This is a genomic window from Plantactinospora veratri (assembly GCF_036421995.1).
GTDB lineage: Bacteria > Actinomycetota > Actinomycetes > Mycobacteriales > Micromonosporaceae > Plantactinospora > Plantactinospora veratri.
This window is the reverse complement of sequence record NZ_JAZGQL010000005.1, coordinates 422,450-447,955: the sequence shown is the minus strand read 5'-3', so window position 1 is coordinate 447,955 and position 25,506 is coordinate 422,450. Positions and strand designations below refer to the sequence as shown.

General features: G+C 73.7%; 21 protein-coding genes. 17 read left to right on the top strand and 4 right to left on the bottom strand.

The features are described from left to right. Window positions 1–5 precede the first annotated feature (5 nt). Both V1634_RS08215 and V1634_RS08210 read right to left on the bottom strand, forming a co-directional pair. The gene (locus tag V1634_RS08215; RefSeq protein ID WP_331207141.1) at window positions 6–830 is read right to left on the bottom strand and encodes an endo alpha-1,4 polygalactosaminidase; all 825 of its coding nucleotides are present in this window, start codon (window positions 828–830) and stop codon (window positions 6–8) included. Window positions 831–984: 154 nt separating this feature from the next. Beyond that, window positions 985–2,283, bottom strand: coding sequence for a CAP domain-containing protein (locus tag V1634_RS08210; protein WP_331207140.1), 1,299 nt, complete (start codon window positions 2,281–2,283; stop codon window positions 985–987). Between the two features lie 417 nt (window positions 2,284–2,700). Here V1634_RS08210 and V1634_RS08205 point away from each other — a divergent pair, with 417 nt between their 5' ends. The 3 genes from V1634_RS08205 (at window position 2,701) to V1634_RS08195 (ending at window position 7,457) form a co-directional block, all read left to right on the top strand. Then, window positions 2,701–2,895, top strand: a complete 195-nt coding sequence (locus tag V1634_RS08205) for a hypothetical protein (RefSeq protein ID WP_101370286.1) — start codon at window positions 2,701–2,703, stop codon at window positions 2,893–2,895. A gap of 363 nt (window positions 2,896–3,258) precedes the next feature. Continuing rightward, window positions 3,259–6,837: a chromosome segregation protein SMC gene (gene smc, locus V1634_RS08200; RefSeq protein WP_331207139.1), complete on the top strand. Its 3,579-nt coding sequence runs from the start codon at window positions 3,259–3,261 to the stop codon at window positions 6,835–6,837. Then, the gene (locus tag V1634_RS08195) at window positions 6,837–7,457 is read left to right on the top strand and encodes an HAD-IA family hydrolase (RefSeq protein WP_331207138.1); all 621 of its coding nucleotides are present in this window, start codon (window positions 6,837–6,839) and stop codon (window positions 7,455–7,457) included. Before smc ends, V1634_RS08195 begins: the two co-directional genes overlap by 1 nt. Window positions 7,458–7,478: 21 nt before the next feature. Here V1634_RS08195 and V1634_RS08190 read toward each other — a convergent pair whose 3' ends face one another. Further along, window positions 7,479–7,997 carry a DinB family protein gene (locus tag V1634_RS08190; protein WP_331207137.1) on the bottom strand — a complete coding sequence of 173 codons (519 nt, stop codon included), beginning with the start codon at window positions 7,995–7,997 and terminating at the stop codon, window positions 7,479–7,481. A 21-nt stretch (window positions 7,998–8,018) separates the two neighbouring features. Further along, on the bottom strand, window positions 8,019–9,782 hold the full coding sequence (locus V1634_RS08185) for an alkaline phosphatase D family protein (RefSeq protein WP_331207136.1): 1,764 nt from the start codon (window positions 9,780–9,782) through the stop codon (window positions 8,019–8,021). 152 nt (window positions 9,783–9,934) lie between these two features. Here V1634_RS08185 and ftsY point away from each other — a divergent pair, with 152 nt between their 5' ends. The 14 genes from ftsY to V1634_RS08115 all read left to right on the top strand — a co-directional run bounded on the left by ftsY (window position 9,935) and on the right by V1634_RS08115 (window position 25,489). After that, window positions 9,935–11,134, top strand: coding sequence for a signal recognition particle-docking protein FtsY (gene ftsY / locus V1634_RS08180; RefSeq protein WP_331207135.1), 1,200 nt, complete (start codon window positions 9,935–9,937; stop codon window positions 11,132–11,134). Window positions 11,135–11,223: 89 nt separating this feature from the next. Further along, window positions 11,224–12,012 (top strand): aminoglycoside phosphotransferase family protein, encoded by a 789-nt coding sequence (locus V1634_RS08175; RefSeq protein WP_101370291.1) that lies wholly within the window; start codon window positions 11,224–11,226, stop codon window positions 12,010–12,012. A gap of 230 nt (window positions 12,013–12,242) precedes the next feature. Then, complete coding sequence (locus V1634_RS08170) at window positions 12,243–13,643, top strand: ammonium transporter (protein WP_331207134.1); 1,401 nt, start codon at window positions 12,243–12,245, stop codon at window positions 13,641–13,643. Window positions 13,644–13,668: 25 nt separating this feature from the next. After that, window positions 13,669–14,007 carry a P-II family nitrogen regulator gene (locus V1634_RS08165; protein WP_196205300.1) on the top strand — a complete coding sequence of 113 codons (339 nt, stop codon included), beginning with the start codon at window positions 13,669–13,671 and terminating at the stop codon, window positions 14,005–14,007. 9 nt (window positions 14,008–14,016) lie between these two features. Further along, entirely contained in the window at window positions 14,017–16,398 is a 2,382-nt protein-coding gene (locus V1634_RS08160; protein WP_331207133.1) for a [protein-PII] uridylyltransferase, read from the top strand. An 89-nt stretch (window positions 16,399–16,487) separates the two neighbouring features. Next, window positions 16,488–17,420, top strand: a complete 933-nt coding sequence (locus V1634_RS08155; RefSeq protein ID WP_331207132.1) for an ABC transporter ATP-binding protein — start codon at window positions 16,488–16,490, stop codon at window positions 17,418–17,420. Continuing rightward, window positions 17,410–18,231, top strand: a complete 822-nt coding sequence (locus tag V1634_RS08150) for an ABC transporter permease (protein WP_331207131.1) — start codon at window positions 17,410–17,412, stop codon at window positions 18,229–18,231. Before V1634_RS08155 ends, V1634_RS08150 begins: the two co-directional genes overlap by 11 nt. A gap of 70 nt (window positions 18,232–18,301) precedes the next feature. After that, complete coding sequence (locus V1634_RS08145; RefSeq protein WP_331207130.1) at window positions 18,302–19,468, top strand: sensor histidine kinase; 1,167 nt, start codon at window positions 18,302–18,304, stop codon at window positions 19,466–19,468. Between the two features lie 13 nt (window positions 19,469–19,481). Further along, window positions 19,482–20,174: a response regulator transcription factor gene (locus tag V1634_RS08140; RefSeq protein ID WP_331207129.1), complete on the top strand. Its 693-nt coding sequence runs from the start codon at window positions 19,482–19,484 to the stop codon at window positions 20,172–20,174. Window positions 20,175–20,412: 238 nt separating this feature from the next. Beyond that, window positions 20,413–21,954, top strand: a complete 1,542-nt coding sequence (gene ffh, locus V1634_RS08135; RefSeq protein ID WP_331207128.1) for a signal recognition particle protein — start codon at window positions 20,413–20,415, stop codon at window positions 21,952–21,954. Between the two features lie 78 nt (window positions 21,955–22,032). After that, window positions 22,033–22,191 carry a hypothetical protein gene (locus V1634_RS08130; protein WP_331207127.1) on the top strand — a complete coding sequence of 53 codons (159 nt, stop codon included), beginning with the start codon at window positions 22,033–22,035 and terminating at the stop codon, window positions 22,189–22,191. A 10-nt stretch (window positions 22,192–22,201) separates the two neighbouring features. Beyond that, the gene (locus V1634_RS08125) at window positions 22,202–23,281 is read left to right on the top strand and encodes an amidohydrolase family protein (protein ID WP_331207126.1); all 1,080 of its coding nucleotides are present in this window, start codon (window positions 22,202–22,204) and stop codon (window positions 23,279–23,281) included. Between the two features lie 136 nt (window positions 23,282–23,417). Further along, window positions 23,418–24,824 carry a proline--tRNA ligase gene (proS, locus tag V1634_RS08120; protein WP_331207125.1) on the top strand — a complete coding sequence of 469 codons (1,407 nt, stop codon included), beginning with the start codon at window positions 23,418–23,420 and terminating at the stop codon, window positions 24,822–24,824. 20 nt (window positions 24,825–24,844) lie between these two features. Further along, window positions 24,845–25,489: a DUF402 domain-containing protein gene (locus tag V1634_RS08115; RefSeq protein WP_331207124.1), complete on the top strand. Its 645-nt coding sequence runs from the start codon at window positions 24,845–24,847 to the stop codon at window positions 25,487–25,489. Window positions 25,490–25,506 lie beyond the last annotated feature (17 nt).

The window sequence follows — 25,506 nt, the reverse complement described above, 5'->3', positions numbered from 1 at the left end:
CCGGGTCAGGGCGGGCAGACGTCCCGGCGTACCCCGAGGTCGCGGTCCTTGCGGATCGAGCTGAGGCCGTAGCCGACCGAGGTGGTGCAGAAGTCCGCAATCGACCCCTGGTACTCGACGTGGAACACCGGCTTACCGGCCTCGGTGAACGGCACCAGCCGGGCACACTCGCCACGCCGGACGCACTCCTCGTTGACCGCGAAGTCGAAGTACGGCTCCAGCGCGAGTACCTGGTCGATGTCGCCTGCGAGCCCCGGGGCGAGGTGTGCCCGCCGGGCCAGCTCGGCGACGCGCCGGTTGAAGCCGAGCTGGTCGTCGAAGGTCAGCGGGAAGCCGGACCGGTGTGCGTAGCCGTCCATCCCGACCGGCAGTACGCCGACGAAGCCCTTGCCCCGGCAGAGCCGGAACCGGTCGGCGAGTACCGGTTCCAGGGCCGACCACTGCCGGATGTCCAGCCAGCGGCCGCGCGGGGCACCGGTGGGCTGGCCGGGCAGCCGGGCCGGCGCACCGAGCAGGGTGGCCGGAAACCTTCCCGCGTCGGGCCGGGATTCCTGGTAGATCCCGACCTCGACGTGGCAGACCAGGCGCCGCCCCTCGGCCCGCAGCCGTCGGGTGGTCTCCAGCGACATCCGGAAGCCGTCGAGCACGTACACCTGGGCGTCGACGGTGGGATCGAGCTGACCGCTGACCTGCCACTGCCAGCTCGGGGTGGGGCCACCCGGCCACGGTGGCACCGGGGCGGACCGGTCCGGCGGGAGGCGACAGCCCTGTACCGGCGTCAGCAGCGTGACCGCGAGGACCAGGCCGGCGAGCCGGCGTACCCCGGGCACCTCATCGAGCAGCGCGGAACACGGCTGCGCACCCCCTCGTACCGGCCAACGAGCCAGCCGGCAGGTCGGGCACGGCGGCCGGGGGGTGTCGTCCGGAGCCGTCGGCTCAGGCAGCCGGGCGCGGCAGAGCCCCCGCCCGCCCGGGGCGGACGGCTCAGGCGACCGCGCCGAACACCTGGGTCCAGTAGAGCCGCCCGTCGGCCCCGGTGGCCACCCCGACCCCCATTGCCTTCGCGTCGCAGTTGAGGATGTTCGCCCGGTGCCCGGAGCTGTTCATCCAGCCGTCCATCACGGCGGCGGCGGTCTGGTAACCCATGGCGACGTTCTCACCGATCGGCCGGTCGTAGCCGGCCCGGCGGGCACGTTCGACGAAGTCGCTGCCGTCGCTGCCGGTGTGCGACATGTTGGTGTGCTCGCCCTGGTCCTGGCTGTGCAGCCGGGCCGCCTCGGCCAGGTCGCTGTTGATCACCACCGCGCCGCAGCCGTTGGCGGAGCGCTCCTGGTTGACGATCGCGAGTACCTGTGCCTCCTGGCTGCTGCCGGCGGCGCCGGCCCCGGATCCCGACCGGGCCGGCGTACGCCGCGCGGCCGGGCTGGTCGTCCGGGACGGCTTCGGTTTGGTCGTGGTGGCCCTGGGCTTCGGAGCCGGCCGGGTGGCGGTCGCGGTCGGCTCCGGTGCGGCGGTCTGCTCGGCGGTCCCGGTCGGATCCGGTGTCCCCGGATCCGCGGTCTCCTCGGGGCCGGCGGCCTCGACCGCCGGCTGGCCGCCCCGGTTGCCGGCCGGTGCGTCGGCGAGGCTTGGCGGGAGCAGGGCCGCGCCGACACCGAAGACGCCGAGCAGCGCGGTCACCGCGACGCCCAGGCCGATCGGGCCACGCAGCGGGGTCGGCCGGCGGTGTCGCCCGGAGCTGCCCCGGTCGGAGTCGTCCCGGTCGGCGTTGCCCCGGTCGGAAAGTCCGCCGCCGGGCTGGTGGTCGCCGGAGCGTACCCGCCGGTCCGGGACCGCCCTGGCGTTCCGGCCCAGCTCGAACGCGCCGAGGTCCGCCGGCTCGTCAGCCCAGCGCGCAGCGGCCTGCTGTCGCCGCCCGGTCGGTTCGTCCACCCGGTCGAGCCCGGCCCGTCGCCAGCGTTCGGTGACCCCGTCCACCCAGCCCGCTTCGCCGGGATCCGGGCCCCGGGCCGGCTCCTCGCTCCAGCCGGTGTCGCGGGCCGGCTCCTCGCTCCAGCCGGCTGCGGTGGAGGGCGGGAGATCGTCCGGTTCGTCGGCCCAGCGGGCGTCGCCGTGCTGCTCGTCCGGCTCGTCGATCCGGCCTGCTCCGGTGGGGTGCCAGGACGACCGGGACCGGTCATCCGGATGACCGGCGCGGACGGCCGGGTAGGCAGCACCGTTGTCGGGCCGGCCGGGCCAGTCGCCGCCGTCCTCCCAGTCGGTCTGCTCGTTCCACCCCTGCACGCTGCGCCTCCGTTGCTTCCGGAATCCGGTTATCGCCTGGTCGCTGACCGTGCGGACGCTACGCGGGCCCGCCAGCGGGGGGCAACGTGGCTAAGGAAGATATAAGGGGGGACCCGCCGGTGGGATCGTGCGGTTGGCCAGGGCCGACGTCCGCCGGGACATCGACGAGAGATAGACTGCCGTCGTCCGGACAGCGACCTGGTTCGCGCCTGCGCGGCAAGCCCTCGCCCGAGCGAGTGGTTGACAGCACAGCTGCCGTGTGCCCGGGGAAACTTGACTCAGCCGGGACATCGGCACACTATGTAAGTGTCGCCAGTCGCGCCCGACCATGCCTGCGTTTTCCTGCGGGCAGGAAGTCGCGTACGAGTTGGGCGCGCGTTGGCCGGCCTTTCCGGCAGCGCATTACAAGGAGACGATATGGCGAAGGCCCTCTACGGCCACGTTGGTGCGGCGCCTGACCGGCGCCTCCTCGACGAGGTCACCCGACTGCGTGCCAGGGTTCAGGCACTGGAGTTCGAGACGACGCGGTTGCGTGCCGAGAACGATCGGCTCGCTGCGGCGGTCGCCGAGGCAGACGACCTGCTGCGGCTGGCCGAGCCCGCGCTGACGTGAGCTCCGGGCGTCGGGCAACCGGCGCCCTGCCTGACAACTGAATCGCACAGAAAAAGCGCGCCGACACATCCGTGGCGGCGCGCAGTTCTGTTTCCGGGTACGCCGCTGCGCCCGCTGCCCGGCAGGCGGGCTCGGGTGATCCGATACGCTGGTCGGCGCGTGCCGCGTCGCGCAGGACGACCGCCTCCGGGTTACCCTGCGGGTTGACCAGGCTCCCACCGCCGGGGGCAAGCAGTCTCCGCTCGAGTCCGGGGCGCGGCCGAGCGGCCGACGACCCGGTCGCCGGCGGTGCCGGACCGGGAGCGGGACGGACCGGGAAGCGCTGAGTCTGCCCGGCGGTCGCGCCGGACGAGGATCGGAAACGTGTATCTCAAAAGCCTGACGGTGAAGGGCTTCAAGTCCTTCGCCTCCAGCACGACCTTCAAGCTGGAGCCGGGGATCACCTGCGTGGTGGGCCCGAACGGCTCGGGCAAGTCGAACGTCGTCGACGCGATCGCCTGGGTGCTCGGCGAGCACAGCGCGAAGGCGCTGCGCGGCGGCAAGATGGAGGACGTGATCTTCGCCGGTACGGCCGGCCGGGCGCCGCTGGGACGGGCCGAGGTCACCCTGACGATCGACAACACCGACGGGGCGCTGCCGATCGACTACACGGAGGTGTCGATCACCCGCCGGATGTTCCGGTCCGGCGAGAGCGAATACGAGATCAACGGCGACTCCTGCCGGCTCCTCGACATCCAGGAACTCCTCTCCGACTCCGGTATCGGCCGGGAGATGCACGTCATCGTCGGGCAGGGCCAGCTCGACGCCGTACTGCACGCGAAGCCGGAGGACCGGCGGGCCTTCATCGAGGAGGCGGCCGGGGTACTCAAGCATCGCAAGCGCAAGGAGAAGGCCCTGCGCAAGCTCGACGCGATGCAGGTCAACCTGAACCGGCTGACCGACCTCACCGCCGAGCTGCGCCGCCAGCTCAAGCCGTTGGGCCGCCAGGCCGAGGTGGCCCGGCGGGCGCAGGGGATCCAGGCCGACCTGCGGGACGCCCGGCTCCGGCTGCTCGCCGACGACCTGGCCACGCTCCGCTCGACCCTGGACAAGGAGATCGCCGACGAGGCGGCCCTGCGGCAGCGGCGCGAGCAGGTCGAGGCGGAGCACGCCGAGGTGCAGTCCCGGCTCGCCGAGCTGGAGGAGGCGCTCGCCGAGGACGCGCCGCTGCTCGCCCGGGCCCAGGAGACCTGGTACAAGCTCTCCGCGCTCACCGAGCGGTTCCGCTCCACCGAGCAGTTGGCCCGGGAGCGGCTGCGGCACCTGAGCACCACCCCGGACGACGAGCGCCCCGGCCGCGACCCCGACCGCCTCGAAGCCGAGGCCGAGGAGGTCCGCGCGCACGAGGAGGAGCTGCGCGCCGCCCTCACCGAGGACCAGATCCGGCTGGCCGAGGCGGTGGAGAGCCGCCAGCAGCTCGAACGCCAGCTCGCCGAGGCGGAACGCGCACTCGTGGCGGCGGCGAAGGCGATCGCGGACCGGCGGGAGGGGCTGGCCAAGCTGACCGGGCAGGTCAACTCGGCGCGGGCGCGTACCGGGTCGGCGGCCGAGGAGATCGAACGGCTCGCCGCCGCGCACGCCGACGCGCAACTGCGGGCGGAGCAGACCCAGAACGAGCTGGACGCCGTCGCCGAGCAGTCCTCGGAGGCGGACCGGGACAACGCCGAGCTGGACGCCCGGCACGCCGAGGCGGTCGCCGCCCAGGAGGAGGCGGCGGCCCGGGTGCGTACCCTCTCCGACGCCGAACGGGCGGCGGAGAAGGACGCGGCGAGCTGGAAGGCCCGGGAAGAGGCGCTGGCGATGGGGCTGCGCCGCAAGGACGGCGCCGGAGCGCTGCTGGCCCGCGCCGACCAGGTCCCGGGGCTGCTGGGCAGCCTGGCCGGGCTGCTGACCGTCGCGCCCGGACACGAGGCCGCGCTCGCCGCCGCGCTCGGCTCGCTCGCCGACGCGGTCGCGGTGGCCGGGGTCGACGAGGCGGCCGAGGCGATGCGGTGGCTGAAGATCCAGGACGCCGGCCGGGCCGAGCTGCTGGTCGGCGGCCACGCCGGGCCGGGCATGATCGGCTCACCGGACGCGCTCCGCCCCGCCCTGCCGGCCGGTGCGCAATGGGCGCCGGACCTGGTCGGCTGCCCCGACGGGGTACGCCCGGCGGTGCACCGGGCGCTGCGCGACGTGGTACTCGTCGACACGCTGGAAACCGCGACCAAGCTGGTGGCCGGCAACCCGGAACTGCGCGCGGTGACCGCCGACGGCGACGTGGTCGGCGGCTACGCGGCGGCCGGCGGCTCGGCCAAGGCACCGAGCTTCCTGGAGGTGCAGGCCGCGGTCGAGGAGGCCCGGGCGAACCGGGTCGCCGCCGAGCAGGCCATCGCCGAGCTGCGTGAACAGCTCGGCGAGGCCCGCGAGGAGGTGGCGGAGCGCAAGCAGGTGGTGGCCGCCGCCGCGGCGGTGAAACGGGACGCGGAGGGGCAGCGCAACGCCGCCGCCCGCCGGCTGGCCGAGCTGGGCGCCGCCGCACGGTCGGCCAAGGCCGAGATGGACCGGCTCGCCGAGTCGCGGGGCCGCGCCGAGCAGGCCCGGGAACGGGACCTCGCCGGCCTGGCCGAGCTGGAGGAACGGCTCCGGCTCGCCGAGGCGACCCCGATCGACGCCGACCCGTCCACCGAGGAACGGGACGAGCTGGCCGCGTACCTGCCGCAGGCCCGGCAGAACGAGATGGAGGTCCGGCTCGCGGTGCGTACCGCCGAGGAGCGGGTCGCCTCGATCGCAGGCCGGGCCGACTCGCTGGCCCGGCAGGCCGCCGCCGAACGGGCCGCCCGGGAGCGGGCCGCCGCCCGGCGGGCCGCCCGGGCCCGAGGCGCCGGCATCGCCCGCGCCGTCGAGTTCGGCGCCCGGGAGGCGCTGACCCGGCTCGCCGTCTCGCTGGCCACGGCCGAGCAGACCCGGGACGAGGTCGCGGCGGCCCGGTCCGCGCGGGAGGCCGAACTCCAGGAGGTACGCGGCGCGGCCAAGCGGCTCGGCGCCGACCTGGAGCGGCTGACCAGCGCGGTGCACCGGGACGAGGTGGCCCGGGCCGAGCAGCGGCTGCGGATCGAGCAGTTGGAGGCGAAGGCGGCCGAGGACTTCGGGCTGGACGTGGAGACGCTGGTCGCCGAGTACGGCCCGCAGCAGCCGGTCCCGCCCAGCCAGGCCGAGATCGCCGCCGCCGAACGGGACGACCGGCCGGTGCCGGAGCCGGTGCCGTTCGAACGGCCGGTGCAGGAGAAGCGGGCCGCCAAGGCGGAACGCGAGCTGGCCCTGCTCGGCAAGGTCAACCCACTGGCACTGGAGGAGTTCGCCGCCCTGGAGGAGCGCTACAAGTTCCTCTCCGAGCAGCTCGAGGACCTCAAGGCGACCCGCAGGGACCTGCTGACCGTGGTCAAGGACGTGGACGACCGGATCCTGGAGGTCTTCGCCAGCGCCTACCACGACACCGCCCGGGAGTTCGAGCAGGTCTTCACGGTGCTCTTCCCCGGCGGCGAGGGGCGGTTGGTGCTCACCGACCCGGAGGACCTGCTCACCACCGGCGTCGAGGTCGAGGCGCGTCCGCCCGGCAAGAAGATCAAGCGGCTGTCGCTGCTCTCCGGCGGCGAGCGGTCGCTGACCGCCGTCGCGATGCTGGTGGCGATCTTCCGGGCCCGGCCCAGCCCGTTCTACATCATGGACGAGGTCGAGGCGGCGCTGGACGACGTCAACCTGGGCCGGCTGATCACCCTGATGGCGCAGTTGCGGGAGAAGAGCCAGCTCATCGTCATCACCCACCAGAAGCGGACGATGGAGGTGGCCGACGCCTTGTACGGCGTGACCATGCGCAGCGGCGTGACCCAGGTGATCAGCCAGCGGCTCAGCAACGAGGAGGACTGATGCCCCGGGAACGGGCGACCGCCCTGCTGGTGGACCTCGACGGGGTGCTGCGGCGGTGGGATCCGGAGAGCACCGCCGCCGTCGAGCGCCGGTACGGGCTGCCGGCCGGCGCGCTCTACGACACCGCGATGCGCTGGTCACTGCTGCAACCGGCGGTGACCGGGCAGCTCAGTCACGCCGACTGGCTGGCCGCGATCGTCGACGCGCTCGCCGAGCCGGCCGGTGGGCCGGACCGGGCGCGGGCCGCGGTGGAGGAGTGGCAGGCCGACCGGGGCACGGTGGACCAGGACGTCCTCGACTTCGTCCGCCAGGTGCGGGCCGCCGGGATCCGCGTCGGGCTGGCCACCAACGCCACCGACCTGCTCGACGCGGACCTGGCGCTGCTCGGCCTGACCGACGAGGTGGACGTGGTGGTCAACTCCTCGAAGCTGGGCGTACCCAAGCCGGCCAAGGAGTACTTCCACGAGGCGTGCCGGGCCATCGGCGCCCCGCCGGCCCAGGTGCTCTTCGTCGACGACTCGGACCGGTCGGTGCGGGGGGCCCGGGCGGCCGGGTTGTCGGCGTACCGGTGGAACGGGGCGGCGGATCTGCGCTACCTGCGCGCCGCGTTGGCGTACTGACCGCCGGCCGGCGGAGCCGCGCTATTCGCCGGTGGTGCCGTCGAGGCGTTCCCGGATCAGGTCGGCGTGGCCGTTGTGCCGGGCGTACTCCTCGATCATGTGCAGGTAGACCCAGCGCAGGTTGATGTCGTTGCCGCGCGAGCTGACGAAGGTCTCGTCCAGGGCACGGCCGGCGACGGTCTGGCGGGCGAGTTCGATCTCCTCCCGCAGGGTGTCGAGTTCGGTCGCCGGGTCCGCGTCGGCGACGCCGTCGAGGTCGCGGTCCGGCTGTTCCGGGGTGTAGTACAGCCACGGCACGTCGAGCCTGGCGAACTGCTGGCGGAACCAGTACCGCTCGTTGTCGGCACAGTGCCGGACCAGGCCGAGCAGGGTCAGCCCGGAGGGTTCGACGCTGGCGGTGCGGAGCTGCTCGGCGGTCAGCCCGGCGCACTTGGTCAGCAGGGTCTGCCGGTGGAAGTCGAGCCAGCCGTCGAGCATGGTGCGCTCGTCCGCGACCAGTGGTGCCTGCTGCCGGTCAACGTGGGGTGCGGTCCAGGTCATCGGCCCATGATCGCATGACGGTCACCGGGTGAGGGAACGCCGGGCCACCGTGCGCAGGGTGCCGTCCGGCGCGGTGCCCTCGATGGTCACCTCGGCGGAGCGGCCCTCGTGCCGCAGCGTGCTGACCGCGTTGCCGAAGTACGGGCCGTCGAGCTTGCGCCAGCGCACCGGCGGGCGCCGGACCCCGGCCGTCCGGGCCAGCGCCCGGGCCGCCACCGACGGGCCGCGCCACCAGCCGAGCCGGAGCAGCGGCCGCATCGGCCCGGGGATCTGGTTGTGGATCGGCGAGCAGGTCAACTGGTGCACCGGGGTGGTGGTCGGGCCGCCCGGGAACCGGGCCCGGGCGACGTAGGAGTGGTGCACGTCGCCGGAGAGGACGCTGATCGACGCCGGTGGCGGGTACGCCGGTCCGGCACCCACCCGGTCGCCCGGCTGCCCGGCCGGCCCACTGCCGAGCCAGACGAAGACCTGGGCGAGCGCGTCGAACGACCGCCGGAACGCCGCCCAGTGCTCCAGGTCGAGCGCCCGGCGCAGCCGTTCGGCGAACGCGGCCACCCGGGGTCGGTCCGAGTCGGCCAGCCGCTCGTTCCAGGACTCCAGGTGGTGGATGCCGGGCGGCAGCAGCCAGGGCAGCGACGAGCCGACCACCAGGTGGTCGTACTCGCCGTGCACCTGGTCGGTGAACCAGGACCACTCGGTCGGCGGCAGCATCGCCCGGTGTGTCGGGTCGAGTACCCGGCTGCACCGGTTGTCCAGCACCACGAGTCGGGTGCGGCCGACGTCGAGGGAGTAGCTCCACTGGTAGCGGCCGGGCGGGGCGGCCTGGGCCGGGGTCTCGCCCCGGCCCAGCGCGGTGTCGTAGCCGGTCGCCTCCGCGTTGACCCGGGCGCCGAACTCGCGCAGTACCGAGGTCGCGTCCTCGGCGGCGACGACCTTGGCGTAGACGGGGTCGGCCGCGATCTCGTCCGGTTCGAGGTTGCCGAGGTGCTGGTAGACCCAGTACGACGCGAGCCCGCTGGAGATCCGCTCCGACCACCAGGGCTCCTGGTGCGTCTCGGTCCGCCACGGGTTCGAGGTGTTCCAGTCGTCGATGATCTCGTGGTCGTCGAAGATCATCACGCTCGGCACGGTGGAGAAGAGCCAGCGGATCTCCGGATCCCGCCACGACTCCAGATAGAGCTTGGTGTACTCGTCGAAGCTGACCACCTGGTCGGCCGGGGCGCCGGCACTGCGGTCGCGGCGGCGGCGCAGCAGCTTGCGTACCGTCGGGGAGGTCTGGTCGGCGTAGACCTGGTCGCCGAGGAGCACCAGCAGGTCCGGCCAGCCGTCGGCCGCGTCCGCGGGCCCGCTCCGCTCGCCCGACCGCCCGGCCGCGACCGACGCCATCAACCGCCGGGCGTACGCGTCGAGCGCGTCCGGCGGCAGCTTCCGCGCCGTGGAGTGCTGGGTGGTCTCCCGGCACGAGCCGAAGACCAGCCGTGCCCCGAGGTCGTCGGCCGGCCGGGTCCGGATCACACTCGGCGGGAACTTCCCCCCGGGCTCCGGCCAGACCTGCTCGCCGTCCAGGGAGACCTGGTAGGGCGTGCTCCGCCCCGGCTCCAGCCCCTCCACCACGACCAGTGCGTAGTGGTGGTCGAACGCGCTGAAGGTGACCGCCTCGCCGGCCGCGCCGTCCGGGGTGTGGACCCGGACCAGGGCCGGAGCGCTGGTCTCCACCCAGACGGTGGCCCTGGAGCCGACGACCCGGCGCAGGACCGGGCCGATCAGGAGCCGGGCGGTGGGCATGCGACGACCTCCGAGCGAGGGTTAGGGGGTGGTGGACACCCGGTTGCCCGCGGTGCTTACCGGAGCTTCGCGGCGAGCCTACTCGGGTGTAACACCCGGGCACAGGTGCGGCGGCCGCGCCAACCCGTCCGGCGTCTGACAGGATCCCCCGTATGGACAACCTCGTCGTCATGCTGGTCGTGGCCGGCGTGCTGGTGCTCCTCGCGGTGGGCCTGACGATCGGTCTGGTGGTGACCCGCCGGGGTGGCCGGGCCGCCCCGCCGCTGCCGCCGATCCCGCCCGCCCCACCGGTGCCACCGGTGCCACCCAGCCCCACGGCGGCACCGCCGACAGACGTGCTGACCCCACCCGCCCCGGCGCCGCCGGCACCGACCGAGGTCGAGGCGCCGGTGGTGGTGGAGCGGCCGGAGCCGACCGCCGGGCGGATGGTCCGGTTGCGGGCCCGGCTCTCCCGGTCGCAGAACGTCTTCGGCAAGGGCCTGCTCAGCCTGCTCGCCCGGGACCACCTGGACGAGGAGGTCTGGGAGGAGATCGAGGACAGCCTGATCGGCGCCGACGTCGGGGTGGAGGCGACCCGGGAGATCGTCGACCGGCTGCGGGAGCGGACCGCCGTACTCGGCACCCGCAGCGCGACCGAGCTGCGGGCGCTGCTCGCCGCCGAGCTGGTGGGGGTACTGGACCCGACGCTGGACCGGTCGCTGCGGGCGACCCGGGACGGTGCCACCCCGGCGGTGCTGCTGGTGGTCGGGGTGAACGGCGCGGGCAAGACCACCACCTGCGGCAAGGTGGCCCGGGTGCTGATCGCCGACGGCCGTACGGTGCTGCTCGGTGCCGCCGACACGTTCCGGGCGGCCGCCGCCGAGCAGCTCACCACCTGGGCCGGCCGGGTCGGCGCCGAGGTGGTCAGGGGCCCGGAGGGGGCGGACCCGGCCAGCGTCGCCTTCGACGCGGTGCAGCGCGGCATCGAGGCGTCCGTCGACACCGTGCTGATCGACACCGCCGGCCGGTTGCAGAACAAGGTCGGCCTGATGGACGAACTGGGCAAGATCAAGCGGGTGGTCTCCCGGCACGGTCCGGTGGACGAGACCCTGCTGGTGCTGGACGCCACCACCGGGCAGAACGGCCTGGAGCAGGCCCGGGTCTTCACCGAGGTGGTGGACGTCACCGGCGTCGTGCTGACCAAGCTCGACGGCACCGCCAAGGGCGGCATCGTGATCGCGGTACAGCGCAAGCTCGGCATCCCGGTGAAGCTGGTGGGGCTCGGCGAAGGCCCCGACGATCTTGCGCCGTTCGATCCGGCGCAGTTCGTCGACGCGCTCCTCGGCACCGAGCCACTTGGCGTGGACGCGTAATCTCGGGGGACTGATCGCAAACCCCGCCCCGCTCCCGGGCGCGGGCCTGGTGACGCTGTTCCAGCGCCGCTCCTTCAGGAGAGACGTACGTGACTTCGCAGGAGATCCCGCTGCACGGCGGGAACGTCAGCACCGTCGTGCGGGTGGGCGACACGGTCCGGCGCAACGCCGGGCCGTGGACCCCGTCGGTGCACGCCCTGCTCCGGCACCTGGAATACGTCGGCTTCACCGGCTCGCCCCGGGCCCTCGGGATGGACTCGCGCAACCGCGAGGTGCTCTCCTACCTGGAGGGGGAGTGCGGGGAGTACCCGCTCGCCCCGCACTGGGTCACCGACGAGGCACTGGTCACCGTCGCCACCATGCTGCGGATGTTCCACGACGCGCAATACGGTTTCCAGCCGCCGCCGAACGCGGTCTGGCGGTCGTTCGGGCCGCCGCCCCCGGACACCGAGGTGATCTGCCACCACGACGCCGCCCCGCACAACGTGATCTGGCGGCCGGACGGCACCCTCGCCCTGATCGACTTCGACCTCGCCTCGCCGGGTGCCCGGATCTACGACGTGGCGTACGCGGCCTGGACCTGGGTGCCGCTCTTCTCCGACCGGGACTCCTACACCCTCGGCTGGCAGCGGCCCAACCGGCCGCGCCGGCTGCGGCTCTTCGCCGACGCGTACGGGCTGATCCCCCGGGACCGGCACCGGCTGGTCCGGACCATCCGGAAGCGGATCGTGGACCACGTCGAGGGGATCCGCCGGATGGCGGCGGCCGGTGACCCGGCGTTCGTCCGGATCGTGCACAAGGGTCACCTCCGGCGCCCGATGCGCGATCTCCGGCTGCTCGACTACGAACGGCACACCCTGGAGTACGCGCTCCGGTAGCCACTGTCGCTGTCCGTACATCGACGGCGGGCTATTCGGCTGATATGCCCCTGTCCGTTCCATCGATAGTGCGAGCTTCTTCACACGTTGGAAACAACCCGTGACGCCGTGGAAACCGGGCGGGCACCACGCGTGAAACCTCCAGCCAGGAAGCTTCCGCGCAACCGGCGTACGGGCGATGCTGCCTTTCGTGGGCCGGGAAGGAGGGTAACCAACTTTAGGAGGCCAGCGTGCCTGAAGCACCGACGATCGACTCCGGCAACACCGTGTGGCTGCTGGTGTCGACGGCGCTCGTGTTGCTCATGACGCCCGGTCTGGCGCTGTTCTACGGCGGCCTGAACCGGTCCAAGGGCGTGCTCAACATGATGATGATGAGCTTCTCCGCGATCGGGCTCATCTCTGTTCTGTGGTGGTTCTACGGTTTCAGCGTGGCGTTCGGGACGGACGTGAACGGCTTCTGGGGCGACCCGGCGCAGTATTTCGGCACCAAGACCTTCCTGGCCGAGACGGACCTGTGGGGTGCGACGGCCGAGAACCCCAGCGGCATCGGCGTCCCGCTCTACGTCTTCATGGCGTTCCAGATGGTCTTCGCGGTGATCACCGTCGCGCTGATCAGCGGCGCCATCTCCGACCGGGCCAGGTTCGCCGGCTGGCTGCTCTTCGCGTTCGGCTGGGCGACCCTGGTCTACTTCCCGGTCGCGCACTGGGTCTGGGGCGGCGGGTTCATCGGCGCCGACATCCACGCGCTCGACTTCGCCGGCGGTACGGCGGTGCACATCAACGCCGGTGCCGCCGCGCTCGGTCTGGTGCTGGTGCTCGGCAAGCGGCTCGGCTGGCCCCGGGAGGTCATGAAGCCGCACAACATCCCGCTGGTGGCCCTCGGCGCCGGCCTGCTCTGGTTCGGCTGGTTCGGCTTCAACGCCGGCTCGGAGCTGACCGTCGACTCCGTCGCCGGCCTGGCCTTCATCAACACCCAGCTCGCCACCGCCGCCGCCGTACTCGGCTGGATCATCGTCGAGTGGATCAAGGGCGGCAAGCCGACCCTGGTCGGTGCCTCCTCCGGCGCCATCGCCGGCCTGGTGGCGATCACCCCGGCCTGTGGCTTCGTCGCGCCCTGGGCGGCGGTGCTGCTCGGCCTGGTCGCCGGTGCGGTCTGCGCGCTCGCGGTCAGCCTGAAGTACAAGCTCGGCTACGACGACTCGCTCGACGTGGTCGGGGTGCACTTCGTCGGCGGCTGGATCGGCTCGCTCTGGCTCGGCCTCTTCGCCACCAACAGCGTCAACGGGGCGATCACCGACGTGGTGGGTGCCTCCGACGGCCTCTTCTACGGCGGCGGGGTGACCCAGCTCGGCCGACAGGCGCTGGCCGGCCTGATCGTCACCGTCTGGTCCTTCGCCGTCGCCGCGCTGCTGGCCTTCGTGATCCAGAAGACCATCGGCTTCCGGATCTCCCAGGAGGCCGAGGTCGGCAGCATCGACATCGCGGAGCACGCGGAGAGCGGGTACGACCTCTCCACGGCTTCCGGCAGTGGCAGCGGCAGCGCGTTCGCCATGGCCGGAATCGGCACGCCGAACAGCAGCACCCCGGCGGCCGAGCCCGCCGCCCCGGTCAGCGAGAAGGTCGCCGGCTAACGTTTCTGCGATGGAGGGGTTGGATATGAAGCTGGTGACCGCGGTCATCAAGCCGTACCAGCTGGACGCGGTGAAGGAGGCGCTGCACGCCCTGGGCGTGGCCGGCCTGACCGTCAGCGAGGTCCAGGGGTACGGACGGCAGAAGGGCCACACGGAGGTGTACCGGGGTGCCGAGTACACCGTCGAGTTCCTGCCCAAGATCAGGGTCGAGGTGCTGACCGACGAGATCGACGTCGACAAGGTGGTCGACGCGGTGGTCACCGCCGCCCGGACCGGCAAGATCGGTGACGGGAAGGTCTGGGTGACCGGCGTCGAGGACGTCATCCGGGTCCGTACCGGCGAGCGCGGCCTCGACGCGCTCTAGGCGCCGGGGGTGTGGCCCCGGGCCCCCGCGCCGACCCCCCCGGGCCCGGCCGCCCCGGGCCCCGGGGGCGCCCCCGGCATCGGCGCCGCCGCCCGCGAGCCGGGGGCGGCGGCGCTGGACACCTGGCTGACCGGGCTGCTCGCCGCCGGGCTACGGGAGAGCGCCGGCCGGGGCGGCGCGGACCCGACCTCCGTCGAGGGGGTCGCCCTGGTCGCGGTCGGTGGACTCGGCCGCCGGCAGTGCGCACCCTGCGGCGACCTGGACCTGGTCCTGCTGCACTCCGGGGTGCCCGGGATGGACGAGTTGGCCGCCGCGCTCTGGTATCCGATCTGGGACGCCCGGCTCGGCCTCGACCACTCGGTACGGACCATCCCCGAGGCGCTCTCCGTCGCACACGACGACGTCAAGGTCGCGCTCGGCCTGCTCGACGCCCGGCACGTGGCCGGGGAGCGGGCACTCTCCGCCCGGCTGGTCGAGGCCGCCGCCGACCAGTGGCGGCGGACCGCCGTACGCGCACTGCCGGCGCTGCGCGAGGTCACCGCGACCCGCTGGCAGGCGCACGGCGAGCTGGCGTTCCTGCTGGAGGGCGACCTGAAGGAGGCGGCCGGCGGCCTGCGGGACGTCGCGCTGCTCCGGGCCATCGCCTTCGCCGGGATCAGCGACACGCTCCGCCCGGCGGTCCGGGCCGCGCACCTGCGGATGCTGGACACCCGGGACGCCCTGCACACCTCGGTCGGCCGCCGCGTCGACCGGCTGCTCGCCCAGGAACGGGCCGCCGTGGCCGGCCTGCTCGGGCTCCGTCAACTCCGGCGCGGCAGCGTCGGCCCCACCCCTCGACAGCTTCCGCCGGACGCCGACGGACCGGCCGACGGCGCCGCCGAGCCGGGCGACGCGCTGCTGCGCCAGGTCGCCGGGGACGCCCGTACCATCAGCCACGCCCTGGACGACGCCTGGCGGGCCGCCGACCGGCTCCGCTCCGGGCGGCGCCGGGGCGCCGACGGCCGGCCGCTGCGCCGCCCGGTCGCCCGGGACGTGGTGGAACAGGACGGCGAACTGGTCCTCGCCCGGACCGCCATCGGGGCCCGCCCCGACCCGAGCCTGTCGCTGCGGGTGGCCGCCGCCGCGGCCAGCGCCCGACTGCCGATCGCCCGGGCCACCTGCGAATGGCTCGCCGCGTACTGCCCGCCGCTGCCGACGCCCTGGCCGCCGGCCGCCCGGACGGCACTGATCACCCTGCTCGGCGCCGGCCCCGGACTGGTCGGCACCTGGGAGACCTGTGACCGGTACGGCCTGGTCGACGGCTGGCTGCCGGAGTGGCCCCGGATGCGCAGCCTGCCGCAGCACAACCCGGTACACCGCTACACGCTCGACCGGCACCTCGTGCAGGCCGCCGCCGAGGCGACCGGCTACGCCCGCGAGGTGGGCCGGCCCGACCTGCTGCTGCTCGCCGCCTTCCTGCACGACGTCGGCAAAGGGCTGGGCGGTGACCACAGCCTCGTCGGGGCGCCGATCGCGGCCCGGATCGCCGCCCGGATCGGACTGCCGCCGGCCGAGGTCGACCTGATCGAGCGGCTCGTCCGGCTGCACCTGCTGCTGCCCGAGGTGGCGACCCGGCGGGACCTCGCCGATCCGGTCACCATCGCAGGCGTGGCCGAGGCGGTGCGGGACACCGGCACGCTGAGCCTGCTGCACGCGCTGGCCCGGGCCGACGCACACGCCACCGGGCCGGCCGCCTGGTCGGACTGGAAGGCCCGGCTGATCGCCGAACTGGTCCGCCGGGTGCACACCAGGCTCGACACCGGCCGGCTTCCCGAGCCGCCGACCCCGGACCCGGCGCTGGTGGCGGGGCCGCTGCCGGCCGTACACCTGGAGGGGGACCGGGTGGCGGTGGCCGCGGCGGACCGGCGGGGCCTGCTCACCGCGGTCGCCGGCTGCCTGGCCCTGCACCGGCTGGAGGTGCTCGCCGCCGACGCCAGCATGGTCGGCGAGACCGCCCTGGTCGAGTTCCTGGTCCAGCCGCGCTACGGCACCCCGCCGGACCCGGTCGCGCTCGCCGCCGACCTGCGCCGGGCGGTCACCGGCGACGTCTCGGTGACCCAGCGGCTGCGCGGGCGCGCCCTGGCGGCCCGGGGCGGCGGGTCGCCACCCCGGGTGGTCTGGCACCGGGCCGCCGCCACCGACGCCGTGGTGCTGGAGTTGCGGGCCGCGGACGCCGGCGGGCTGCTCTACCGGGTCAGCAGTGCGCTCGACGAGGCCGGCGCCCAGGTGCGGGCGGCCCGGATCTCCACCCTCGGCGGCGACGTCGTCGACGCCTTCTACCTGGTAGGGAGCTGGCCCGACCAGGCCGAGCGGGACCGGGTCGAGGCCGCGGTGCTCGCCGCCGCCGGCTGAACCGGCGCCGCCGACTACGTCAGCGGACGTAGCCGGAAGGCCGCCCGCCGGGCGACGCCGCCGAACCCACCGGGCGGGATCGTCGGAGCATGACGGAAACGCCACCCAGCCCGGCCGGGCCGCCGCATCCGGTGCAGACCAGCGGCCTGACCAAGCGGTACGGCGACCTCGTCGCCGTCGACGCGCTCGACCTCACCGTACGGACCGGCGAGGTGTACGGGTTCCTCGGCCCGAACGGCGCCGGCAAGACCAGTACCCTGCGGATGCTGCTCGGCCTCGTCCGGCCCACCGCCGGCACGGTCCGGCTGTTCGGCCGGCCGCCCGGCGCCCCCGGTCAACTCGCCCGGGTCGGTGCCCTGATCGAGGGGCCGGCCTGCTACCCCCACCTCTCCGGCCGGGACAACCTGCGGGTGCTGGCCAGGCTCACCGGCACCCCGCCGGTCCGGATCCGGACCGTGCTGGAACTGGTCGACCTGGCCGACCGGGCCGGCGACCGGTACGCCAGCTACTCGCTCGGGATGAAGCAGCGGCTCGGTGTCGCCGCCGCGCTGCTGAAGGATCCCCGGCTGCTGATCCTGGACGAGCCGACGAACGGGCTCGACCCGGCCGGGATGGCGGACATGCGGGCACTGATCCGCCGGCTGGCGGCGGCCGGCTGCACCGTGCTGCTCTCCAGTCACCTGCTCGGCGAGGTGCAGCAGGTCTGCGACCGGGTCGGGGTGGTGTCCCGGGGCCGGCTGGTCGCCGAGAGCACGGTCGCGCAGCTGCGCGGTACGGCCGGCCTGCGGGTCCTGGCCGAGCCGCTGGGCGGCGCCGAGGAGCGGGTACGCGCCCTGCTCGGCCCCGACCGGGTGCGGGTGGTCGACGGTGGGCTGGACCTGTCGGTCGACCCGGACCGGGCCGCCTGGCTCAACACCGAGCTGGTCGGCGCCGGAGTGGCGGTACGCGAACTGCGGCCGCTGGAACGTGACCTGGAGCAGGTGTTCTTCGAGCTGACCGGAGGGGCGGACCATGTGGGCTAGCTGTGCGGCGGAGGCGACCAAGATGCTCCGCCGACCGGGGACCTGGCTGCTGCTCGCCGTCGCGGTCGTACTCAGCCTGGTCTTCACCTATCTCGTCCCGTACGCCGCCTACGCCGACGGTTCCGCCGGGGTGCGGAGCGACCGGGCGCTGGACGCGCTGCTGCCGGCCCAACTGGTCGGCAACTCGATCGGCGGACTGCCGGTCTTCCTCGGCGCGATCTGTCTGATCCTGGCGGTGCTCACCGTCGGCAGCGAGTACGCCTGGGGGACCTGGAAGACGCTGCTCATCCAGGGGCCGTCCCGGCTGTCGGTCTATCTGGGCAAGCTGCTGGTGCTGGCCGCCGCCACCCTGGTGCTGGTGCTGACCCTCTTCGCGGTCGGCGCGCTGACCAGCCTGCTGATCGCGGTGGCGCAGGCGCAGCCGGTGCACTGGCCGGCGGTCGGTGACCTCGCGCTCGGGATCGGCGCCGGCTGGCTGATCAGCATGGTCTGGGCCGGCTTCGGCGTGATGCTGGCGGTGCTGTTGCGCGGGGTGGCGCTGCCGATCGGTCTCGGCCTGGTCTGGCTGCTCGCCGTGCAGAACCTGCTGGCGGCCGTCGCCGCGCCGATCCTGGCCTGGGTGGCGGAACTCCAGAAGGGGCTGCCCGGCCCGAACGCGGGGGCGTTGGCGGCGGCGCTCGGTGCCGGCCCGGAGAAGCCGGGCGTCGCCGCCGTCGTCGGCGGTGGCCAGGCGGCGGTCGTGCTCGCCGGGTACCTGCTCGGCTTCGTCCTGCTGGCCGGGGCGTACCTGCACCGCCGGGACATCCTCTGAGCATTCGACGGGCGCGTCGACGGGTGCACGGCCGCCAGACAGGGGTACCGGCATGACATCCTCGGCACGGATGGCGACGCGGGAACGGGAGGCGGACGGCGGGCTGCGCCGGGCTGACGGGCGGTGGCGCAGCCTGCTGGCCGACGCCGCGCTCGCGCTGGTGCTGCTGCTCTTCGGTTATGTCGGCACCCGCGGCGCGGCGCAGAACTTCCCGGACGCCGCACCGATCGACGGTACGGCCGACCTGCTGGTCACGGTGGCGGCGCTGGCGCTGGTGGTACGCCGCCGCTGGCCGCTGGTCACGCTGGCGTTCGGCACCGTGGCCGCCTCGGCGTACCTGGTGGCCGGCTATCCGTACGGGCCGATCCTGGTCTCGTTCTTCGTCGCGGTCTACACGGTCGCCCGCCACCTGCCGATCCGCCGGGCGGTGCTGGGCTGCGTCCCGGCCCTGGCGGCGATGCTGGTGCACGTCTTCGTCTCCCTGCACGAACCGGTGGGGCTGCCCGGTCTGCTGCCGGGCGCGGCGTGGATCGTCGTACCGTTCGCGGTCGGGGTCACCGTGCGCAACAACCGGGAGGCCGCCGCCCGGGACCGGATCGAGCAGGCCCGCCGGCTCGCCGACGACGAGCGGCTGCGGATCGCCCAGGAGGTGCACGACGTGGTCGGGCACGGGTTGGCCGCGATCAACATGCAGGCCGAGATCGCCCTGCACCTGTTGGCGAAGCGCCCGGAGCAGGCGGAGACGGCGCTGACCGCGATCAGCCGGACCAGCCGGGAGGCGCTGGACGAGCTCCGGGTCACCCTCTCGGTGGTCCGCCGGGACGCCGCCGTCGACCGCGCTCCGGTGCCCGGACTGGACCAGGTGGCGGCGTTGACCGCCCGGCTGCGCCAGACCGGGCTGACGGTCACCCTGGAGTGCGACGGCGACCGCCGGCCGCTGCCGGTGGCGGTCGACCTGGCCGCGTACCGGGTGGTGCAGGAGTCGCTGACCAACGTGTTGCGGCACGCCGGCACCGCCGCCGCGACGGTCCGGGTCGGGTACCTGCCGGACGAGGTGACGGTGGAGGTGGTCGACACCGGGCACGGCGGTTCGGGGGCGGCCGGTCCGGGTGACGGGCACGGGTTGACCGGGATGCGGGAGCGGATCGACGCGCTCGGCGGGGTGCTGGAGGTCGGACCGCGTCCCGGCGGCGGGTTCCGGGTCTTCGCCCGGCTGCCCGCGCGGGCGCGGGACTGACGGGGGAGCGGGGATGACCGAGGAGGGCGGGATGACCGGGCGGAGCGCGCCGATCGGGGTACTGATCGCGGACGACCAGGACCTGGTCCGGCTGGGGCTGCGCGCCCTGGTGGAGAGCGAGTCCGACCTGCGGGTGGTCGGCGAGGCGGCCGACGGGTTGGACGCGCTGGCGGTGGCCCGGCGGGAGCGTCCCGACGTGGTGCTGATGGACGTCCGGATGCCCGGGATCGACGGCATCGAGGCGACCCGGCGGATCGTCGCCGACCCGGAGCTGGCCGGTACCCGGGTGGTGGTGCTGACCACCTTCGAACTCGACTCGTACGTCTTCGAGGCGCTCCGGCACGGTGCCAGCGGCTTCCTGACCAAGGACACCAAACCGGTCGAGCTGCTCCGGGCGATCCGGCTGGTCGCCAGCGGCGAGGCGCTGCTCTCCCCGTCGGTGACCCGGCGGGTGGTCCGGGAGTTCGCCACCCGGCCGTCCCGGGTGCTCCGGCCGCATCCCCGGCTGGACATGCTGACCGAGCGGGAGCGGCAGGTGGTCGGGCTGGTCGGCGAGGGGTTGAGCAACGACGAGATCGGCAGCCGGCTGCTGGTCAGTCCGGCGACCGCGCGTACCCACGTCAGCCGGGCCATGGTCAAGCTCGGCGCCCGGGACCGGGCCCAGTTGGTGGTGTACGCCTACCAGTCCGGCCTGGTCGAGCCCTGACCGCCGGAGCGTGTGGCCCGGCGGCCGGGCGGGTGCTTGGCCCGGCGAGACTGTCGAGCTGCCCCGCCGGTGCGTTCAGCGCCCGGCTCGGCCCGGCCGGCCCGGTTCGGCCCGCCCTGGCCCGGCTCGGGCGGGGTCGAGGCGGCGGGAGATGCGGGCGGCTACCCTTGCGGTGGCCGGGCACCCGTGCCTCGGCCATGCCATGCTCGGGTAAATACGACAAACGGGATGCTGCGCCGTGTTTGACACTTTGAGTGACCGCCTGTCCGGGATCTTCACCAAGCTGCGTGGCAAGGGTCGTCTCACCGACGCCGACATCGACGCCACCGCCCGGGAGATCCGGCTGGCGCTGCTGGAGGCGGACGTCGCCCTGCCCGTGGTCAAGTCCTTCATCGCCAGCATGAAGGAGCGGGCCCGGGGCGCCGAGGTCTCCCAGGCGCTCAACCCGGCCCAGCAGGTAATCAAGATCGTCCACGAGGAACTCGTCGCGGTGCTCGGCGGCGAGGGCCGCCGGTTGCAGTTCGCCAAGCAGCCCCCGACAGTGATCATGCTGGCCGGTCTCCAGGGCTCCGGTAAGACGACCCTGGCCGGCAAGCTGGCCGGCTGGCTGAAGGGGCAGGGGCACCAGCCGCTGCTGGTCGCCGCCGACCTCCAGCGGCCCAACGCGGTCAACCAGTTGCAGGTGCTCGGCGGCAGGGCCGGGGTCGAGGTCTTCGCGCCGGAGCCCGGCAACGGGGTCGGCGACCCGGTCCAGGTCGCCAAGGCGTCGCTCGAGCACGCCCGGCGGGCCGCCCGGGACATCGTCATCGTCGACACCGCCGGCCGGCTCGGTATCGACGCCGAGATGATGGCGCAGGCCGCCGCGATCCGGGACGCGGTCGACCCGGACGAGGTCATCTTCGTGATCGACGCGATGGTCGGTCAGGACGCGGTACGCACCGCCGAGGCGTTCCGGGACGGCGTCGGGATCACCGGCGTGGTCCTCTCCAAGCTCGACGGTGACGCGCGCGGCGGTGCCGCGCTCTCCGTACGGCAGGTCACCGGTCAGCCGATCCTCTTCGCCTCCACCGGCGAGAAGCTGACCGACTTCGACGTCTTCCACCCGGACCGGATGGCGAGCCGGATCCTCGGCATGGGTGACGTGCTCACGCTGATCGAGCAGGCCGAGCAGGCCTTCGACGCCGATCAGAAAGAGAAGATGACCGCCAAGCTGATGGGCGGCGAGCAGTTCACCCTGGAGGACTTCCTCGACCAGCTCATCGCGGTACGCCGGATGGGACCGATCGCCAACGTCCTGGCCATGATGCCCGGGATGGGGCAGATGAAGGACCAGCTGGCCGAGGTCGACGACAAGCACTTCGACAAGGTCACCGCGATCATCCGGTCGATGACCCCCGGCGAGCGGACCAACCCGAAGATCATCAACGGCTCGCGGCGGGCCCGGATCGCGAACGGTTCCGGCGTCACCGTGATGGACGTGAACCAGCTGCTCAACCGCTTCTCCGAGGCGCAGAAGATGATGAAGCAGATGGGCGGCATGATGGGCCTGCCCGGCGGCCGGCGCAAGGCGACCAAGTCGCCGAAGAACAAGCGCAAGGGCACCAAGGGCGGCGGCCGGCCCCGGGTCGGCGGCCCGGCCGGCGGCTTCCCGGGCGGCATGCCGCAGTTGCCGCCGGGGCTGGACCCGAACGCGTTGCAGGGCGGTCAGGGCCTGCCGCCCGGCTTCAAGCTGCCGAAGATCGACTTCAACAAGCTCGGCAAGCGCCCGAACGAGAAGTGACCGGGGACGGACGGGATATTCGTCGCCAGGCACAGCGGGCCATAGCCTGACCGCAAAGGGTGACGGCGACGTCGGCAGGTGCCGACCTACCGGGTGGTCGACCCGCTGCCCGGGCGGATGACGCTCACCGAGTTCGTGCTCGGGCCGTCCGGCGAGTACGAGCCGGCCGTGCACACCGACGACCTCGTCGGCGGGGCACGCCGGGGCGCGGCGGTGCACCGGGGCCGCATCAGGTAGGAATGTGCGCATGGCGCTGCACGTACGAGGGGTCGTGCTCCCGGACGACGAGGTCCGCGACCTGTGGCTGGTCGGTGACCGGGTCACCTTCACCCCGGTGCCGGACGCGGTGACGGTGGCCGATCGCGGCTTCGTGCTGCCCGGTCTGGTCGACGCGCACTGTCACCCGGGCATCGCACCCGGCGCGGTGCCGATCACCTCGCTCGACCAGGCTCGCGAGCTGGCCCGGATCGACCGGGACGCCGGGGTACTGGCGATCCGGGACGCCGGCTCGCCGTTCCCGTACCCGGAGTTGGAGGACGAGCCGGACCTGCCCCGACTGGCCCGCGCCGGGCGGCACGTCGCGCCGCCGAAGCGGTACCTGCGGGGCATCGCGGTGGAGGTCGAGGCCGCCGACGTGCCGGCGGCAGTGGCCGAGCAGGCCCGGGCCGGCAACGGCTGGGTCAAGCTGGTCGGCGACTGGATCGACCGGAACGTCGGCGACCTGGCGCCGTCCTGGGATCCGCAGACCGTGGCCGCGGCGGTGGCCGCCGCGCACGCGGCCGGAGCGCGGGCCGCGGTGCACACCTTCTCGGAGTCGGCGGTCGAGGTGATGGTCCGGGCCGGGGTCGACTCGGTCGAGCACGGCACCGGGGTCAGCCTCGACCTCGTGGACGAGATGGCCCGGCGCGGCACGGCCCTGGTGCCGACGATGATCAACATTGCCACCTTCGGCGAGATCGCCGAGCGGGCCGCCGCGAAGTTCCCCGGGTACGCCAAGCACATGCTCGCGCTCCGCGACAACTTTCCCACCGTGGTCGGCGCGGCGTACGAGGCCGGGGTGCCGATCTACGTCGGCACCGACGCGGGCGGCGGGATCGACCACGGGCTGGCCGCCGAGGAGATGCTGCTGCTGCACGAGCGGGCCGGCATGTCCAGCGTCGACGTGCTCGCCGCCGCCTCCTGGCGGGCCCGGGACTGGCTCGGCTTCCCCGGCCTGGTCGAGGGGGGCCTCGCCGACCTGGTGGTGTACCCCACCGACCCCCGGACCGACCTGCGGGTCGTACGCGCACCGGAGCGCATCGTGCTGCGCGGCCGGGTGGTGCGCTGATCCGGCCCGTACCGGCCGCGCCGCCCCGGAAGGTGTTAGGCGGGGGCCCTGCTACGACAGAAAGCGATAACGCGGGGCCCTTCCTTCGCAGGGCCGGGCGCGTCGGCTCCGGTGTCGGCGCATAGGATGTGCCCTCATGGCACGCGTGCTCACTCCCCGTGCGGAGGACTTTCCCCGCTGGTACCAGGACCTGATCGCCAAGGCGCAGCTCGCCGACAACGGGCCGGTGCGGGGGACCATGGTCATCCGACCGGCCGGCTACGCCATCTGGGAGCGCATGCAGGCCGAGATGGACGCCCGGATCAAGCTGGCCGGCGCCGAGAACGCGTACTTCCCGCTCTTCATCCCGGAGAGCTACCTGCGCCGCGAGGCACAGCACGTCGAGGGCTTCTCGCCCGAACTGGCGGTGGTCACCCACGGTGGCGGCAAGCAGCTCGCCGAGCCGGTCGTGGTCCGGCCGACCAGCGAGACGGTGATCGGCGAGTTCATGGCGAAGTGGGTCGACTCCTACCGGGACCTGCCGCTGCTGCTCAACCAGTGGGCCAACGTGGTGCGCTGGGAGCTGCGGCCGCGGATCTTCCTGCGGACCAGCGAGTTCCTCTGGCAGGAGGGGCACACCGCGCACGCCGACGAGGCCGACGCGCGGGCGTACGCCCGGAAGATCCTGCACGAGGTCTACGAGGACTTCATGGTCGGGGTGCTCGGCATCCCGGTGCTGGTCGGGCTGAAGACCGCCCGGGAACGCTTCGCCGGTGCCACCCGCACCTACACCCTCGAAGGCATGATGGGCGACGGCAAGGCGCTCCAGATGGGCACCTCGCACGAGCTGGGGCAGAATTTCGCCCGCGCCTTCGACATCACCTACACCTCGGCCGAGCGCAGCGTCGAGCACGCCTGGACCACCTCCTGGGGCAGCTCCACCCGGATGCTCGGCGGGCTGATCATGTGCCACGGCGACGACAACGGGCTGCGGGTGCCGCCGAAGCTGGCGCCGGTGCAGGCGTACGTGATGGTGGTGAAGGCCGGCGACGGCGTCGCCGAGGCCGCCGCGAAGCTCTGCGACGCGCTGCGCGACGCCGGGGTCCGGGTGGCCCTCGACGACCGGGTGGACACCCCGTTCGGCCGCCGGGCCGTCGACGCCGAGCTCAAGGGCTATCCGGTACGCATCGAGCTCGGTCCCCGCGACCTGGCCGCCGGCAACGCGGTGCTGGTCCGCCGGACCACCGGTGCCAAGACTCCGGTTCCGGTGCCGGACGTGGTGGCGGGGGTGCTCGCCGCGCTCGACGCCGACCAGAAGGCGCTCTACGACGAGGCGCTGGCCCGGCGCGAGTCGCACACCGTCTCGGTGGACTCGCTGGCCGAGGCGATCGAGGCGGCCGGCACCGGCTTCGCCCGGGTGCCGTGGTCGGTCGTCGGTGCCCAGGGGGAGGCGGAGGCGAACGCCCAGGGTGTGACCGTCCGCTGCCTGCGCCGGGCCGACGGCTCGGTGCCGGACTCGGAGGACGAGCCGGAGCTGACCGCCATCCTCGCCCGCTCCTACTGACCGGCCGGACCGGGATCAGGATGCGCTTCGCACCGGGCCGCGTCATCGTGCACCGCAACGTGCGGCGGGGCCGGATCGGTTGGGTCCGTCCGGCCCGGGTGGTCGGCGACGACGACCGTGGTCTGCTGCTCTGGGTCGCCCGGGGCACCCGGGTGGCCAGCGAGGTCACCGCGGACGGCCGGGGCATGCGGGCGCTGCCGTTCCGCGAGTGGGTCACCTCGGACCACCGGCTGCACGTCGGGACCTGGAACGGCCCGCCGGTGCTGAAGTTCCTGCCGGCCGGCGCGGACCACTCGGTCTGGTTCTTCCGGGACGCCTCGGACCGCTTCGCCAGCTGGTACGTCAACCTGGAGGAGCACGGCGTCCGCTGGGACGACGGCGACCTGGCCGGGGTCGACATGGTGGACCAGGACCTCGACGTGGTGGTCTGGCCGGACCATACCTGGGAGTGGAAGGACGAGGAGGAGTTCGCCGAGCGGCTCGCCCTCCCGGAGCACTACTGGGTGCCGGACGCGGCGGCGGTACGGGCCGAGGGGGAGCGGGTGATCAAGATTGCCGAGGCGGCGCAGTTCCCGTTCGACGGCACCTGGTGCGACTTCGTCCCCGACCCGGCCTGGACCGCGCCGGAGCTGCCACCCGGCTGGGACCGCCCGCCGGTGCGCTGACCCGGCGGCGAGCTGAG